This window comes from Trueperaceae bacterium, assembly GCA_023954415.1.
In the GTDB taxonomy this organism is placed as follows: Bacteria; Deinococcota; Deinococci; order Deinococcales; family Trueperaceae; genus JAAYYF01.
The window spans coordinates 63,749-76,443 of the sequence record JAMLIB010000008.1 but is presented as its reverse complement, the minus strand read 5'-3'; the positions used below and the strand labels follow the sequence as shown (position 1 = coordinate 76,443).

The following is a 12,695-nucleotide window of genomic DNA, read 5'->3' as shown; positions in this document are numbered from 1 at the left end:
CGGCGGCGGTTCCGAGCCGCCGCCGCGCCCGGGTCCGGGCCCAAACCGGGTCCAGCCCGGGCGGGGCCCCGACGAACGCCTACTCGTCCGCCAGGGGCACGCTCAGCACGGGGACCTTGCTCGACCGGATGAGGGCGTCCGCGCGGCTGCCGAGCAGGAGGCCCGCGGCGGCGCGGTGCTGCCTGATCCCGATGGCGATGAGGTCCGCGCCGGCCTCAACGGCGAGCTCCGGCAAGGCGGTGACGGGGTTGCCGGCCCGCACCACGATCCGGGAAGCCTCGCCGCCGGAGAGCTCGCTCAGCTTGTCGGTGACGGACTGGATGTGAGCGGCGTCGTCCCTGACGCGTTCGTCGTCGACGACATGCGCCAGTACGAGCTCAGTGCCCTCGCCCGTCAGGTCGCGTACGAACCGCCAGGCGGCCCAGGAAGCCGCGCCGAAGTCGGTCGCGACGAGCACCCGCCGCACCCTGCCGACGTCGGCCTCCTCGCGCACCGTGATGACCGGGAGGTAGCTGCGGCGCACGAAGCGGCCGGCCACCCCGCCGAGGAAGACGTTGTCGAAGCGGTTGGCGCCATGCGCCCCCATGACCACGAGGTCGAAGCGGTCCTGCATGGCGAGCAGCTCCACTACGGGGTTGCCCCAGACGAGCTCGCTCGTCGCGTCGGGGCTGGCGAGGTGCGACAGCATGCCGCGCAGGCGCTCGACCTCCTGACCCCGGCCCTCCTCGACGCGCCGGTTGAGCTCGAGGTTGAGGCTGTCCAGCTGCGGCCGCAGCCGGGCGCCCTCCGTCTCGAAACGCTGCTGCACGTGTACGACGTGCAGCGTGCCGTTGGTGCGACGGCGCAGGTCGCGCGCCAACGCGAGCGCCATCTGCGCCGGCTGGGAGAAATCCGTCGGGTGCAGGATCCGCATGCGTACCTCCATCGCGTTTATCGCCCCATCATACGGTCGGGACCGGCGGTGCCCGCCTCGGGCGCTCCACTCACGCCCGTGTCCGCCGAACTCCTACGCGGGCCTGGGTCTGATGACCACGCGGGTTCACATCCGTCGGGATTACCCTGGGGTTGGGCCAAGGCCCGTTAGGAGGCTGGGCATGTACAAGAGGATCCTGATGCCGACGGACGGTAGCGCGAGTTCCGACCTCGCCGTCACGCAAGGGCTGGAACTCGCCAAGCAGCTCGGCGCGGAGGTCACTTTCCTCCATATTCTCGAGAACCCGCTCACCGCCGGTTACGCGACGCCGGAGACGCTGCCTTACGCCGCCGAGCTGTACCAGGACCTGCGCGAGGCGGGCGCACAGCTCCTCGAGCGGGCCAAGGCGAAGGCCGCGGCGGTCGGCGTCACGGCGAACACCGTCCTCGTCGAGCACCACGACCCCGTCGAGGCCGTCCACGATGCCGAGGCCGATCACGACCTCGTCGTCATGGGCACGCACGGCCGCAGGGGCTTCAACCGCTGGATGTTCGGCTCGGTCGCGGAGGGCGCGTTGCGCCGTTCGACCAAGCCGTACCTGGTCGTGAGGGCGCAAGACGCTAGCGAGTGAGGCTCGGTAGGCCTCTGGAGGTCATGCATGAGCTCAACCGTGAGGAGTGAGCGTGTGCGGGTGCTCGTCCCGCTCGACGGCTCCGAGTTCGCTCGTCAGGTGATCCCGTACGCCATCCGGGTCCTGCGGCCGGAGACGCACGCGCTCACGCTGCTCAAGGTCGCTCCGGTGCCGGAAGGGTATAGCCCCGTGGCCGCGCGGCCCCTGACGCTGGAAGGCTGGTCGGCCCGCGACGGCTGGACGGGTGGCGAGCCGCCCGTCTACTACAGCCAGGTCTACGATAGTGCGGTCGCCAACCTCGAGGAGGAAGTGTTCGCCGACGCCAGGCGGCTCGTCGCCGCCGGCTTCGAGGTGACGCCGGAGGTGCGCTTCGGCGACCCGGCCGACGAGATCGTCTCGCTCATCGCGGAGGAGGGCTACGACCTGGTCGTGATGGCCACCCATGGGCGTTCCGGCCTCGGCCGCGTCCTCATGGGGAGCGTCGCGGGGGCCGTCCTCAAGCGCGTGCACGTCCCCGTCATGATGGTCAGGCCGCTGCCAGAAGGCGCCGGGGAGGGGCTCGGGGCCGTCGACCGCGCACCGGTGAGGGCGACGACCGACGTCATCACGTGAGGGGCTGAAGGGCCGGATCGCGTGTCCACCGCCGACGCCGCGCTCCTCAGGGCCACCCTGGCCGCCCAGGACCAGGAGCGGGCGCGCATCGCCTCGGAGCTCCACGAGGACGTCGGGCAGGCGCTGAAGGCCGTCATCCTCGGGCTCGATCGGCTCGATCGGCTTGGCCGGGCGGACGACGCCGCCGCCAAGGCCGAACGCCAGCGCCTGCGCACGGCGGCGGTGCGGAGCCTGGAGGCCGTCAGGCGCATCGCGCTCGACAGCCGCCCACCCACCTTGGACGAGCTCGGCCTCGCGGCTGCCATCCGCACGCTCGCCCGTGAGGCCGAGGGGCGCGGCGGACCGCCCGTCGGCGTGCTCGTCACGATCGCGCCGACGCGGGAAGGGGCGGCGGGCGCGCTCGGCCCGCGCCGGACGCGGTCGGGCAAGGCGAGCGAGGTCGAGGTCGCCCTCTACCGCGTCGCCAAGGAGGCACTCGCCAACGTCGTGCAGCACGCGCGGGCCGCGTCGGCGTCCGTGGTCGTGTCCGGCACGCCGGACAGGTGGTCCATCGTGGTCGAGGACGACGGCGTGGGGTTCGACGTGGCGGCCCTCGCGCCTGAGGCGGGGCTCGGCCTGGCGTGCATGCGCGCCCGCCTCGTGGCGCTCGGCGGCAGCCTGGACGTCGAGAGCGCGCCGGGGGGAGGAACGTCCGTTTACGGCAGGCTCGGTACGCCCTAGCGTGGAGCATGACGCACCGCACGGTTCGACTCCTGCTGGTGGACGACCACGCACTGGTCCGGTCGGGTGTCAGGGCGCTGCTCGAGGCGCACGAGTCGCCGGCCACGACGCTCGCCGTCGTCGGTGAGGCCGCCACGGCCGAACAGGCGCTGCAGCTCGTCGGCGCGCTAGGCCCCGACGTCGTGCTCCTCGACCTCTCGCTGCCTGGTCGCAGCGGCATCGCCGCCCTCCCCGAGCTGACGGCCGCCGCTCCGGCCACGCGCTTCATCGCCCTCTCGATGCACGAGGACGCCGAGTACGTCCAGAGCTTCCTCGCGGCGGGCGGCTCGGGTTACGTGCCGAAGACGTCGCTGGAGACCGAGCTCGTCGACGCCGTCCTGGCAGTCGACCGCGGCGAGTACTACGTGCCCGCCAGGCTCCTCGCCGCCCTGACCCGCGAGCTCGCCCACCCCGACCCGCGCCGCGCGGCGCAGCTCACGGAGCGCGAGACGGACGTCGTGCGCGGCATCGCGTCCGGCTCCACCTACCGCGAGATCGCCCGGACCCTCGGCCTCAGTGAGAAGACCGTCGCGACGTACCGCGAACGCGCCAGCGAGAAGCTCGGCGCGCGCTCACGCGCCGAGCTCGTCAGGTGGGCGGTGGAGCGGGGGCTCGTGTGAGCGGTAGGCTCAGCCCCCCTGCAACTTCTTGAACAGCCCGCCGCAGAGCCCGCCGTAGCCCGTCTCGGGCACGCCGCCCCAGAGGGCGTCGATCGTGCTCAGGATGATGATGTTAGTCCAGTTCGTGTCCGGACCGAAGGAGAGCGCGGTGTTGACGCCCGAGCAGACGGTGGTGAACACGCACTCCGCGAACTCATCGTTGACCCCCTGCGTCTGGCCCTGCAGCGGCATGGAGAGCATGATGCCGAGGCAGCGCCCGATCGAGGCGTACTGGTTGAGCACCGTGCGGAGCTGCAAGACGATGTTCACGCCTTCCGTGTACTCGGAGAACGCCTGCCCCCAACCGCGGTCCCCGATGCCGAGCACCGCCCCCGTCGAGGGGTCGAGGCGCCACCAGCCGACGGCGTCTGCTCCGCCCGGCGGCACGACGACCAGCCTGCCGGCGCCCAGGTCGCCCGCGATCCGCGCGCGCAGGTCGGGGCTCAGGTCCGGCGCGGTGGCGTCGAGCTCCTCGACCGTCCTGACGACCGTCCACGGGCGCCCCGCGGCCAGGTCGGCGGAGTAGGCGACCGCGACGGCCGCCTGCCCCGCGGCCGGAACGGCGAGGTCGGCGTACCGCTCCTGGAGGACGGACTCCGTGACCGTGTCCCTGACGCCCTGGACGAGCGCGGGCTCGTCGTCGCCTTGGCCGGCCGTCACGGTGCCGGACACGATGTCGAACGCCGCGCTGCGGCTGAGGTCGGGCTCGAGGCTCTGGTGGTAGGCGACGACCAGAGGACCGGTCGGGCTCCCCGTCAGGTGGTCGGTCCTGAACTGCTGGAAGCGCTCGAGCGGCGTGACGAGGGCGGCCACGTCGGCGAGGCGGTCGGCCACGACGCGCGGGCCCAGCGTGCCGCCCTGGAAGTAGAACTCCGTCCACTCGGCGCGCTTGTCGAGCAGCCTGGCGGCCGACGCGAGCTCGATCGCCGCGCCGGGCAGGCCCGCACCCGTGACGACGATCTCCGTCTGGCCCGAGAGGGCGACGGCGCGCGCCAGTTCCTGCGCCTCCGTCAGCTCGACGGCCGTTACGCCGGCGGCGCGCGCGGCGGGGCCGATGAGGTCGAATACTTCCCTGCGCTCGACGCTCTCGAAAGCGCCTGCCGCCGTGACCGTGTACTCCAGCCACATGGCCGTGAACGCCCCCGCGCCCTCGTCCTCGGCCCCTGCCGCCGCGCCGCCGAAGCCCCCGAACATGCCGCCGATCCCCCCGCCGAGCATGCCGGCGTTGCCCGCCGCGCCCCCGCCGCTACGCCCCCCTTCGCTCAAGGTGCCGTCCGCGCCCACGGTCGTCGTGCCGACGGTCTGGTCGTCAACGAACAGGGCCGGCTGCCACGTCTTCACTTCCATGAGCGCTTGCCGGTAGGCGTCCGACGGGCGCTCGGTGGTGTACAGGTCCAGGTCTTCCGGGAAGTCGCTCGGGATGGCGGCGAACGCCACGGTGCGCCCGAACCCCTCGGCCGCCAGGAGGTCGGTCGAGGCTACCTCCGTCTCGGTGAGCGACTCGCCGTCCCACGTCTCGACGACCACGGCGACGCGCACGCGGTGCAAGCGGTCGCCGCACGAGAGGTCGCGGCACGAGCCGTCCACGGCCGCGAGCAGGCGCAGGTCCGTCAGGTCGAAGCGCAGCTGCGCCGGCGCCAGCACGTCGCCGACGGTGCTCGCCGGCAACGTTGGGTCGAGGTCGACCCACGCGCCGTCCCGTTGCACCTGGAGCCACCAATGATCGGCCGCGTTCGCCGCCGCGTCCATGCGTGCCGTCGGGGCCGGGGCCCCGGCCGCGGCGAGGGCCGCGCTCAGCGCTGCGCTCTGGTAGGCGGTGCGCTCCTCGATGCTGCGGTCCAAGGCGGCCTTGGAGGCCGCGAGCTCGCCTAAGCGCGCGCCGACTTCCCGGGCGTCGAGGCCGTAGAGATCGGCAAGGCGCTCGGCGCCGTCGGCCGCCGGCTCCGCCTGGGCAGCGGCGAGCTTGCCCGGGCGCTGGGCGGCGACGGCCGCTGCGGCTGTCTGCGCGTCGAGCACCGCGTGCGCCACGATGGCCTGGGTACCGTTCGCCGCCAGGAGGGCCTTGAGGAGCAGGGCCCGGTCGAGGGCGTTGCCCGTGCGGTCGACGAGCACGCCAGTAGGGCCCTTGAGCGCGCCGCGGTACGGCACGAACCCGATGTCGTCCCGAACGAAGGCGAAGATCGTCTCGAGCGGCACCTCGCCGGGCGTGCCGAGCGCCGCTAGAGCGGCGTCGACGTCGAAGCCGGCCGCGGGCACCTCGGCGGCGGCCTGCTCCAGCTGGGCGAAGAGCGTGTCCGGCTCGGGCGGCGTCTGCGCGGCGGCCGGGCCTGCCATGCCGAAGGCGGCCAGCAGGGCGAGCGCGGCGCGGCGCCAGGACCGCGGTGAGGTGGTGGCCGCGAGGCTTCTCGCGAACGGGCGTTGCTGGGTAAGCGCATGCCGGGCTCCGGCGGGTAGCGGATGCTGGGGATCGGTTCTCACTGGCGCCTTCACCTCCATGGTCGGTTCGGAAGTCGACCCTCACTGTAGCGTCGAGGCGGAAGGAGGGCGTCATAAGGCCGTCAAAGGCGGAGAGGCCGCCGCTAGCCGTCACCCGCTCGCGCCACGCCCCGCCCGGGCGGCCTACTGCGCCCGCGGGCTCCCCGCGTAGGACTTAATCCGACATGGGCGTAGGCGGAGCGCCACGGCGCGAGCGCGTAGCGGGCGCGTAACGTTCAGGAGAGTCGCGGCACGGGCCGGACCGCAGCGAGCCTCGCGGCGGCCGCGCTCAGGGCCGCATGCGCTAAGGAGGCGACGTGAGCTCGAGGTTGGCAGGCAAGGTCGCGGTAGTTACGGGCGCCGGTTCGGGCATGGGGCGGGCCATGGCGGTACGGTTCGCCGCAGAGGGCGCGAGCGTGCTCGGAGCCGACTGGAACGAGGAGGCCCTGAAGGCGGTCATCGACGAGGTGACCGCGGTCGGCGGGACCATCAAGGGCGTGAAGACTAACGTGGCGGACCGCGCCCAGGTCGAGGCGATGGTCCAGGCCGCCGTCGACGCGTTCGGTAAGCTCGACGTCCTCGTCAACAACGCGGGCGTCATGGACCTCAACCAAGGGGTGGCGGAGCTCGACGACGACCTCTACCGGCGCGTGATGGGCGTCAACGTCGACGGGCCGACGTTCGCCAGCCGGGCCGCCATCAAGGCGATGGGCGAGAACGGCGGAAGCATCCTCAACATCGCGAGCGTCGCCGGTGTTGGCGGCGGCGCGGCCGGCGCGGCGTACACCATGTCCAAGCACGCCGTGATAGGCCTGACCCGCAACACGGCGTTCATGTACGGCCCCAAGGGGATCACGTGCAACGCGATCGTGGTGGGCGCCGTGGCCACGAACATCATGTCGAGCATCGACCCGACCAAGCTCGATCAGTACGGCATGAGCCGCTCGCAGCGCTACTACGGCCTGATCCCCGCTCAGCTCCAGCCGGACGACATCGCGAACCTCGCCCTCTTCCTCGTGTCCGACGAGGCCAAGATGGTCAACGGCGCGCTCGTCGCGGCCGACGGGGGTTGGCGCGCGGCTTGAGCGCGTTGAGCGACCGCTAGGTCGCGAGGGGGCGACGTGCGCTGCGTCGCCCCCTCGACGTGGCAGCGGGCGACGGGCAATGGGCGCGGCGAGGGCGGCCCCGCCCTGGTCGTGGTGCCCCCTGCGGCACGAGAGGCGCCGCGCCTCGGCCCCCGCGCTGGTACGCTTCCTCGCATGAGCCGCACCGTGGGCAAGGCGCAGCGCCTCGCGCTGCTGAAGGAGGAGCTCGCTCGGCGGCCCCGCCGCGTGGTCGAGCTCGCGGGCGAGCACGGCTGCACGCGGCGCACGATCGAGCGCGACCTCGTCACGCTCGTCGAGCAGCTCGGCGTCGAACTGCGCAAGGACGGCGACGGCCGGTACTTCGTGCCGCGCAAGGCCTCCGCCCTGAACGAGGTCGAGGCGCTGGCCGTGTACAGCGCGACCCGGCTGCTCACGCATACGGGGGTGGGCGAGCGACACTACCGCACGGCCCTCGAGAAGCTCGCCAACCAGGTGCCGGAGCCGGCGCGCACGTCGCTGCTCCGCAGCGTCGACGACCTCAGGCAGGGCCCGGAGGACCGGACGCTCGACCTCGTGGCGCAGGCCTGGTTCCAGCGCCGCGTCCTGCGCTGCGAGTACGACTCGGCCAACTCCGGGACGACCAGCCCGCGCGAGCTGGAGATCTACTTCTTCGAGCTCAACCGCCGCAACCTCGAGCCGTACGTCCTCGCCTTCGACCGCACGAAGAACAAGAAGGTCGTCGTGCTCAAGCTCGCCCGGATGAGGAACGTCATGCTCAGGGACGAGAACTACGAGATCCCGAGCGACTTCGACCCCAAGGCGAGGCTGGACCCGGCCTTCGGCATCGTGGTGGGGGAGGAGTTCGAGGTGACGCTGCGCGCGGGCGACACCGTCGCCAAGCGCATGACGGAGAACGGCGACCGCAGCCTGCGCCTGGGTGCCGACGCGGGCGAAGGCAGGCGCTTCGTGCACGTCACCGCCACGCGCGACTCCCAGGGCAGGCCGTTGGAGATCCTTCCGTGGCTGCTGGGTTGGGGCTCTGCCATCGAGGTCGTCGCCCCCGACTTCGTGCGCAGCGCCCTGCGCGCCGAGCTGGCGAAAGCCCTCGCCGCCTACCCGGAGTGAGCGGGGGCTCGGGCCGCCCGTGGCCGAGGCGCGCTAGGGCGGGGTTCGCATGAGCCTGGAGTTCGTCTGCCTGGCCGCCGGCCGCGGCACGCGCATGGGCCGCCTCGGCGCCTACCTGCAGAAGTGCATGTACCCCGTGGGGCTCCGCCCGTTCCTCGAGCTCACCATGGCGCAGGCCGCCGGCGCCGGCGGCGCGCGCGTGCACGTCGTCGTCGGCCACCACGCCGAGCAGGTCGCCGCGTACTTCGGGAGCGAGTTCGGCGGCATGCGCGTCGAGTACGTGCGGCAAGACGAGCCGCTCGGCACGGGCCACGCCCTCGGCCTGCTCGCCGAGCGCCTCGCCGGGGCGGCGCGCGTGCTCGTGTGGCAGGGCGACGTGTACGTGCCGAGCGCGGTGTTCGCCGCCCTGGACGCGCACGGGTCGCCCAACGCCGTGACGCTCGTCTCCGAGCCGGAGGCCGGGCCCGAGCTCCTCGCCACCGTCGAGGGCGACCGGGTCCGGCGCGTGTGGGGCGGCGCCGGACCCTTGAGCGACGGCGGCGTCTGGAAGCTCGAGGCGCGGCTGCTCGCCGCGCTGGGCGGCCGTGGCGCGCCCTCCGGTCCGCTCACCGCCGGTGTCCCGGGCGGCTCCCGCGCGCCGTCTCGTGCCGCGAACGCCGAGGTCAGGGCCCTCGCGAACCTCCAACGGCTGATCGACGCGGGCGAGGCCGAGGTCGGCGCCGTCGTGGTCGGCACGCGCCTGCACCTCGGCGGCACCCACCCGACGCCCGAGGCCAACGTGGCCGGCGTCGTGCGGCGCCTCCTCGCGGAGGGGCACGGGCGGTGAGCGGGATGCTCATCGCCAGGGCGCCGCTGCGCGTGCCCCTCGCCGGCGGCCTGACGGACGTGAAGCCGTACGCCGAGCGGTTCGGCGGCGTCACGCTCAGCGCCACCATCTCGTTGGCCGCGCGGGTCACGTGGCTGCCCAGCCTCGACGGACGCTTCGAGGTCGTGGCCGAGGGCCGGGCCGAGTCGGCGGCCTCCGCCGCCGGCGTCCGCAACGACCTCGTGCGCGCCGCGCTCACGACCTTCGGCGAAGGGCTGGAGCCGGCGCGCGTCGGTGTGTGGCTCGACGTGGCAGGCAACAGCGGGCTCGGCGCCTCGGGGGCGATCTGCACGGCGCTCGTCCACGCCATGCTCGCGGCGCGCGGCGCTGCGGCGGAGCCCGCGGCGGTCGGGGCGGCGGCCGCGCGGCTGGAAGTGGAGGAGCTCGGGGGCGCGTCGGGCTACCACGACGCCAACATCTCCGCCAGAGGCGGGTTGCGGCAGCTGCGCTACGCCGGCGCGAGCGTAACGGACGTGCCGCTGGGCATGACCGACGCCGCGCGCGCGGCCGTGGTCGGCTCCCTCATGCTCTTCGCGACGGGGCGCACCGGCCTCACCGGACCGTCGCTCGCGACGCTCGTCTCGCGCATCGACCACGCCTTGCCCGTGCTGCATGACATCAAGGCGGTGGCCATGCGGCTCGCCGGCGCCTTGGCGGCCGGCGACCTCGGCACGGTGGCCTGGTGCGTAGGCGAGCAACAGCGCCTCAAGCAGCGCCTGCCGGGCGACTTCGTCGACGCGGACGTGCTCGCGCTCACGGCGCGCGTCGCGGCGACCGGCGCGAGCGCCCAGGTGCCGGGCGGCAAGATCGGCGGCTACCTGCTCGTCTGTTGCCCGGACGGCCAGCAGGAGGAGGTGCGTTCGGTCCTGGCGGGGTTGCGGGAGGTGCCGCTCGCGTTCACCACCGAGGGGAGCGGCGTCGTCCGGTTCTGACCCGCGGCCCCGCTACGGTTCCTCGGCCGAACGGCCGGCCGTCCGGCGCCGCACGACCGGGGCGGGCCGCGGCCGGGCGCCTCAGTAGCTCACCGACTCGAGCTGCACGACCAGCTCGGCGTTGCCGGCCTTGAACGCACCCTCCGCGCCGACGCGCTTGCCGAGGAGCGCCTGCGCGACGGGCGCCGTGAACGCCACGCGACCCTCGAGCGGGTCCGCCTCGTCCACCCCGACGAGGGTGAACTCGGCGGTACGGCCGGCCTGCGGGCCCGTCAGGTAGCGGACGAGCACCGTCGCCCCGACGTCGACCACGTCGGGGTCGCGGGGCGGCGCGACCACCTGGGCGGTGGCGATGCGGCCGAGGAGGAGCTCCAACTCCTCCTCGGCGGCGGCCAGCTTCCGCCGGCCCTCCGGCGTAGGCTCGGAGGCCGCGATGGCCTCCAACTCGTGCCTGCGTTCGTCGCGCTCCCGTTCGAGCGCCGCCAGCCCGGCGGGCGTGACGAGGTTGGGCACGCCGTCCGGCAGAGGCGGGCGATGGGTGACCACCACGTCCTCGCCGGAGGCGTCCTCCTTGACGAACGCCCTGCTCACTGCCCCAAGCTGCCGATGAGGGCGTCGATCCGCTCTTGCATGGCGGCGAGCTCGGCGCGCACCTCGGCGCGGCGTTCGGACGACGCTGCCAACTCGTCCTCCTGCGCGGTGAGGTCGTCTACGTAGCGGCGGTACAGGGTGGAGTTGCGGTCGAGCTGGGCCATGTTCTGGCGGATGCGCGACTGCTCGCTGTCGATCTCGGCGGCGCGCGCGGCGAGGGAGTCGCCTTCGCGCTGCAGCGTGGCGTACTGACCCTTGAGGTCGGAGAGCTGCTCGAGCTTGGCGCGATCCGCATCGCTCAGCTCGGCGTTCTGCAGGTAGTAGAGGAGCGTGTCGGGTGACGTGCCGCTCACGCCCACCCTGCGCAGGTCCGTGCGCTCGAACACCACTGTCAACCGGCAGGCGGCCGAGGTGTCGTCGCAGCTCAGCTGCGTCGGCAGGTCGGCGTTGGTGCCGCCGTCGATGGAGACGCCGAAGCGGTAGCTAGTGTCGGTCATGAGCGGGGCGGGTCGCGGCGAGACCACGTCGAAGCCGGGCACGCGCGGCAGCTCGACGACGAGGAAGCGCGCGTCGTCCGTGCGGGTGGCGATGGTGACATCGGTCGTGCTGCGCGTGCGGACGGTGCTCTCGAACATGCCGTTCACGAGGCGGATGGCCGTTACCTGCTCCTCCCCCTGGCCCCGCTCGACGTCGAGCGCCAGCTCGAGGTCGACGGCGTAGCTGAGGATGCGCGCGTCGCCGGGGATGACGTCGGACATCTGCGCGGTGCCGGCGAAGCCACCGGCGTCGTAGAGCGTCACGGTGCCGGCGGCCAGGTGCAGACCCGTGTCGTTCGTGAGGCGCACGGCGCGCAGCGGGTTGCCGGCGAGGGTCGCCTCGGAGTAGATGGAGAGCTGCTCGGCGCTCACGTCCGTGAGGACGATGGGCACCATGGCGGACTCGTACGCGCCGACGGTGACGGGCTGAGAGACGTCGTAGCTGAACGTGGCGCCCCCACGCGTGCCGGTCGCCATGGCCTCGACGCCGGCGCCGCCCAGCTGAGGAGCGGCGGCCCCGGCCACCGCGGGAGCGGGCATCGCGTACATGCGGGCGGCGGACATGTCCGCCATCTCGTTGGCCATGAAAACCTCGGAGTCGGCGCCAGGGGCGATGCCGGCCGCGAGCTCGGTCCTGACGCGCGGACGCTCAAGGTAGATGGGCTCGTAGAGGTCCGTGATGAAGGAGATCGGCTGCCCGGCGACGAAGCTCATCTGGACGCCGTCAAGCCGCGTGTTGGTCGGGTTGTCGACGATGGCCCAGCCCTGGAGGGTCGCCTTGCCGGCGTCGCCGAGGACGAGGCGGTACGTGCTCTTCCAGACGGGCATCTCGCGCAGGTAGGCGATGCGGACCTGGCGCTCGCCCTCCCCCTCGAACGCGAGGCTGACCGTGGCGGTCTCCTCGCCTGCATAGGTCGAGAGCGCCGTGAGGGCGGCGTCGAGTTGCGCCTTGAGCGCCTCGTCCTCGAAGCGCACCTCGTCGAACTCGTCGAGCGCGACGCGCGCCACGCCGGAGCTCGTCGCCAGCGTCACGAACGTCCTAGGCGCCTGTTCCGGGGCCTGGACGCGCTCGGTACCGACGACGGTGCCCTTGACGGTCCGGCCGCCGACGAGCTCGACGACCTCGCCGCGCGCCTGGGCGAGCACGTCCTCGAGGGTGAGGTTCTGGGACACGTCCACGCGGTAGCCGTCGAGCACGCGTTCGAGCGGGTCGCGCGCCGTGTAGCGCACGGGCCTGATGGCGCCACCGCCGAAGTCCTGCAGCACGAGGCTCTGGAGCATGTCGTCCATCTCGCTACGCGGCACTTCCAGGTTCAGGACCTGGTTGCCCGTGACGGTCCCCTCATGCTCGAAGTAGCCGACGCCGTTGGTGAAGAGCACGACGCGGGTGACCGGCAGGTCGGCCTGGTCGGCCCCCTGCGCGAACGCGAAAGCGGTCATGAGTACCCCCAATGCCAGGGTCGACAGGAGCCTAAGGGTCCGAACGGGGTGCGGAGTAACCATGGGCGGATG

Annotated in this window: 12 protein-coding genes; 8 read left to right on the top strand and 4 right to left on the bottom strand. The window is 72.9% G+C overall.

Annotation, left to right across the window (positions count from 1 at the left end):
* Window positions 1–79 precede the first annotated feature (79 nt).
* The gene (locus M9914_10965) at window positions 80–913 is read right to left on the bottom strand and encodes a universal stress protein (protein MCO5174697.1); all 834 of its coding nucleotides are present in this window, start codon (window positions 911–913) and stop codon (window positions 80–82) included.
* A 181-nt stretch (window positions 914–1,094) separates the two neighbouring features.
* Here M9914_10965 and M9914_10960 point away from each other — a divergent pair, with 181 nt between their 5' ends.
* From M9914_10960 to M9914_10945, 4 genes are read left to right on the top strand one after another with little or no spacing between them, the layout of a single operon-like run.
* Window positions 1,095–1,544, top strand: coding sequence for a universal stress protein (locus M9914_10960; protein MCO5174696.1), 450 nt, complete (start codon window positions 1,095–1,097; stop codon window positions 1,542–1,544).
* A 27-nt stretch (window positions 1,545–1,571) separates the two neighbouring features.
* Window positions 1,572–2,156: a universal stress protein gene (locus M9914_10955; GenBank protein ID MCO5174695.1), complete on the top strand. Its 585-nt coding sequence runs from the start codon at window positions 1,572–1,574 to the stop codon at window positions 2,154–2,156.
* 21 nt (window positions 2,157–2,177) lie between these two features.
* Window positions 2,178–2,876, top strand: coding sequence for a histidine kinase (locus M9914_10950; protein MCO5174694.1), 699 nt, complete (start codon window positions 2,178–2,180; stop codon window positions 2,874–2,876).
* Window positions 2,877–2,884: 8 nt separating this feature from the next.
* Window positions 2,885–3,535, top strand: coding sequence for a response regulator transcription factor (locus M9914_10945; protein ID MCO5174693.1), 651 nt, complete (start codon window positions 2,885–2,887; stop codon window positions 3,533–3,535).
* 9 nt (window positions 3,536–3,544) lie between these two features.
* Here M9914_10945 and M9914_10940 read toward each other — a convergent pair whose 3' ends face one another.
* Complete coding sequence (locus M9914_10940) at window positions 3,545–6,052, bottom strand: hypothetical protein (protein ID MCO5174692.1); 2,508 nt, start codon at window positions 6,050–6,052, stop codon at window positions 3,545–3,547.
* Between the two features lie 314 nt (window positions 6,053–6,366).
* Between M9914_10940 and M9914_10935 the strand changes: the two genes are divergently transcribed.
* The 4 genes from M9914_10935 to M9914_10920 all read left to right on the top strand — a co-directional run bounded on the left by M9914_10935 (window position 6,367) and on the right by M9914_10920 (window position 10,056).
* Window positions 6,367–7,134, top strand: a complete 768-nt coding sequence (locus tag M9914_10935; GenBank protein ID MCO5174691.1) for an SDR family oxidoreductase — start codon at window positions 6,367–6,369, stop codon at window positions 7,132–7,134.
* A gap of 174 nt (window positions 7,135–7,308) precedes the next feature.
* Window positions 7,309–8,259 carry a WYL domain-containing protein gene (locus M9914_10930; protein MCO5174690.1) on the top strand — a complete coding sequence of 317 codons (951 nt, stop codon included), beginning with the start codon at window positions 7,309–7,311 and terminating at the stop codon, window positions 8,257–8,259.
* A gap of 49 nt (window positions 8,260–8,308) precedes the next feature.
* Window positions 8,309–9,085, top strand: a complete 777-nt coding sequence (locus M9914_10925; GenBank protein ID MCO5174689.1) for an NTP transferase domain-containing protein — start codon at window positions 8,309–8,311, stop codon at window positions 9,083–9,085.
* Window positions 9,082–10,056, top strand: coding sequence for a hypothetical protein (locus M9914_10920; GenBank protein ID MCO5174688.1), 975 nt, complete (start codon window positions 9,082–9,084; stop codon window positions 10,054–10,056). The genes M9914_10925 and M9914_10920 overlap by 4 nt, the downstream gene beginning before the upstream one ends.
* 81 nt (window positions 10,057–10,137) lie before the next feature.
* Here M9914_10920 and M9914_10915 read toward each other — a convergent pair whose 3' ends face one another.
* Window positions 10,138–10,647 carry a GreA/GreB family elongation factor gene (locus M9914_10915; GenBank protein MCO5174687.1) on the bottom strand — a complete coding sequence of 170 codons (510 nt, stop codon included), beginning with the start codon at window positions 10,645–10,647 and terminating at the stop codon, window positions 10,138–10,140.
* Window positions 10,644–12,686 carry a hypothetical protein gene (locus M9914_10910; protein ID MCO5174686.1) on the bottom strand — a complete coding sequence of 681 codons (2,043 nt, stop codon included), beginning with the start codon at window positions 12,684–12,686 and terminating at the stop codon, window positions 10,644–10,646. The genes M9914_10915 and M9914_10910 overlap by 4 nt, the downstream gene beginning before the upstream one ends.
* Between the last annotated feature and the right edge of the window lie 9 nt (window positions 12,687–12,695).

Excerpts from the sequence above, each read along its gene's own strand:
- M9914_10930 (MCO5174690.1), top strand. The coding sequence starts at position 7,309 with ATGAGCCGCACCGTGGGCAAGGCGCAGCGCCTCGCGCTGCTGAAGGAG.
- M9914_10925 (MCO5174689.1), top strand. The coding sequence starts at position 8,309 with ATGAGCCTGGAGTTCGTCTGCCTGGCCGCCGGCCGCGGCACGCGCATG.
- M9914_10960 (MCO5174696.1), top strand. The coding sequence starts at position 1,095 with ATGTACAAGAGGATCCTGATGCCGACGGACGGTAGCGCGAGTTCCGAC.
- M9914_10945 (MCO5174693.1), top strand. The coding sequence starts at position 2,885 with ATGACGCACCGCACGGTTCGACTCCTGCTGGTGGACGACCACGCACTG.
- M9914_10965 (MCO5174697.1), bottom strand. The coding sequence starts at position 913 with ATGCGGATCCTGCACCCGACGGATTTCTCCCAGCCGGCGCAGATGGCG.
- M9914_10910 (MCO5174686.1), bottom strand. The coding sequence starts at position 12,686 with ATGGTTACTCCGCACCCCGTTCGGACCCTTAGGCTCCTGTCGACCCTG.
- M9914_10955 (MCO5174695.1), top strand. The coding sequence starts at position 1,572 with ATGAGCTCAACCGTGAGGAGTGAGCGTGTGCGGGTGCTCGTCCCGCTC.